The following is a 1918-nucleotide window of genomic DNA, read 5'->3' on the forward strand; positions in this document are numbered from 1 at the left end:
GGCTGTTCCACACGTAGGTGCGGGTGCCGTCGCCGATCAAGTTGCCATTGGAGTCGTAGCTCAGCGCTTGGCCTTGGTACTGGATCTGCCGATGATTGTCGTCGACAGAACGCACGCCAAGCCCACGCCTATTCACCCCTGCAGATCAGCGATGAGTTGGCAACAGACTTCAAGCCGCGGAAGCGGATCCATTCCTAATGCTTCATCAAAAAACCTGCTGTTGCCGTCATACTCAATGCAGAAAATAAAACCACTGACCGTCCAGACCTTAGCAATCAACATAGCCGTGCTTCGACCAAATCCAGCGCCACTTTAGCGACTAATTACTCTTCCGCTTTATTTACAAACGCAATTGCCGGATCTAAAACCACTGCACCACCAGCCATCCGGTAGAAGTCTACTTCCACCCCACCAGGCAGCCGCTGCACCTTGTTAGAGGTCTAATTCCTTCTTGAAAACATAAAGCATTAATCTCTCGAGAGCAGATGTTTTTTTGCTCGGAAAAATAATTGAGCCAGAAATTTATTCACTGCGAACACCCACAATCATTCAGATTAGCGCCCATCCCTGCTGCACCTCCACCAATCGCCGCCCCCTTATAGACATTAGGGATACGCACCCACTGCTGAACAATTCTGACCGACAGTGGGTTGGATAGTTTCCATATCCTAGGTGCGAGCCGATAACGAAACGGATCGGGCAGGGCATGAGTTATTGATGGCACGTAATTACCGTTCCAAAGAGAGCGCGGACCACCCCTATTAGAAATCCAAACTCGGCAGGCCGGCCGGAATACCGCCGACAGTTATTTACCTTCATACAAGTCATTGCACAAATATGGCGCCTGACGCTGCGGCAACGGATTCGACCTTCACACCCCGATCAATGCCCGCTCAAACGCACGTCTACCCTATTATGACAAAACCACCAGCTGCAAAATCCAGCACATCCTGAGTCGGAGCAACTCGGGCATAGCGTAGCAGCGCCAGACTGCTCATTCTCTTCTTCGAAGCACATAAGTTGCTGCAATGAGCGCCAGTACCGACATAGACAATGAACCTGGGCCTACAAGGAATAGAAGTGCAGGAGGCGTCCGGTTCACGGCTTCTACTGACGGGATAAAGGACTCAATAACTACCCCAACGAAACAAAAAAAATAAAGCAAAAGAGCGACCTGAATATAAAAAACTTTACGAAATAGTGAGGCCAAACTGAGAATGAAGCTTAGCCCAAGCAAGAAACACCCACCCTCGACTTCCCGCTGATAAAAGGAATGGACTGCATCCGCAATCAACAGTACGGAAACTACCCCATTGAGCATAAAAAATAATCTAGCCATTCGCTCCATGCAAATTATTCCCGCTTGCAACCACAGTCAGGATCAGCTTGCGATGCTCCCATCCAGGCATCTGCAAGGCCGGCCCATGAGGCATATATGGCAGAGCTCGATGCTGGCGAATGAGGATTCAATTTAAAAACCGCATTCATCCCGTGATAAGCCGGCACTGCCCAGAACATTGACACATACATTCCAGTCTGCCCGTGCCATTTATCAGAACTATCCTGAACCGCAACATAGGAAGCAACATAGTTCTCAGCATTTCTTAGTCGATTTCCTAGCGGCGTGCGCGCATCCCAATCGTTTGAATCACCATTTCCAAGCGAACGTCGGGCATCTTGAAGTGCACTTAATGCTTCGTCTCTTGACCTGAAGTGACCCATGTACTTCAAAGCGTCACAGTATCCAGCGAACCGCTCCAATCCTAGCGGATCGATAAAGGCGATCGGATCCCCTTCGACATAGGCATAAGTATTCAACCCGCCTGCCAACCCGATCGGATCCTCACTGATAAACCGCGCCATCCCGGGATGGTAGTAGCGCGCCCGATAGTAATAGAGTCCGCTCTCGTCCAGTTCG

The 1918-nt window shown here is 50.1% G+C and carries 2 protein-coding genes; both read right to left on the reverse strand.

What is annotated here, in order from left to right; all coding sequences use genetic code 11:
* Positions 1-994: 994 nt before the first annotated feature.
* Positions 995-1348: a hypothetical protein gene (locus ASD86_RS26420; RefSeq protein WP_157476171.1), complete on the reverse strand. Its 354-nt coding sequence runs from the start codon at positions 1346-1348 to the stop codon at positions 995-997.
* A 5-nt stretch (positions 1349-1353) separates the two neighbouring features.
* Positions 1354-1918 (reverse strand): RHS repeat-associated core domain-containing protein (locus tag ASD86_RS25775; RefSeq protein WP_162253614.1); only part of this gene is annotated, 565 nt, incomplete at its 5' end.

This window comes from Lysobacter sp. Root690 (assembly GCF_001427785.1).
Classification (GTDB): Bacteria; Pseudomonadota; Gammaproteobacteria; order Xanthomonadales; family Xanthomonadaceae; genus Lysobacter.

What these genes read in the sequence shown, in the direction of transcription:
- ASD86_RS26420 (WP_157476171.1), bottom strand. Translation starts at nt 1,348, where the DNA reads ATGGAGCGAATGGCTAGATTATTTTTTATGCTCAATGGGGTAGTTTCC.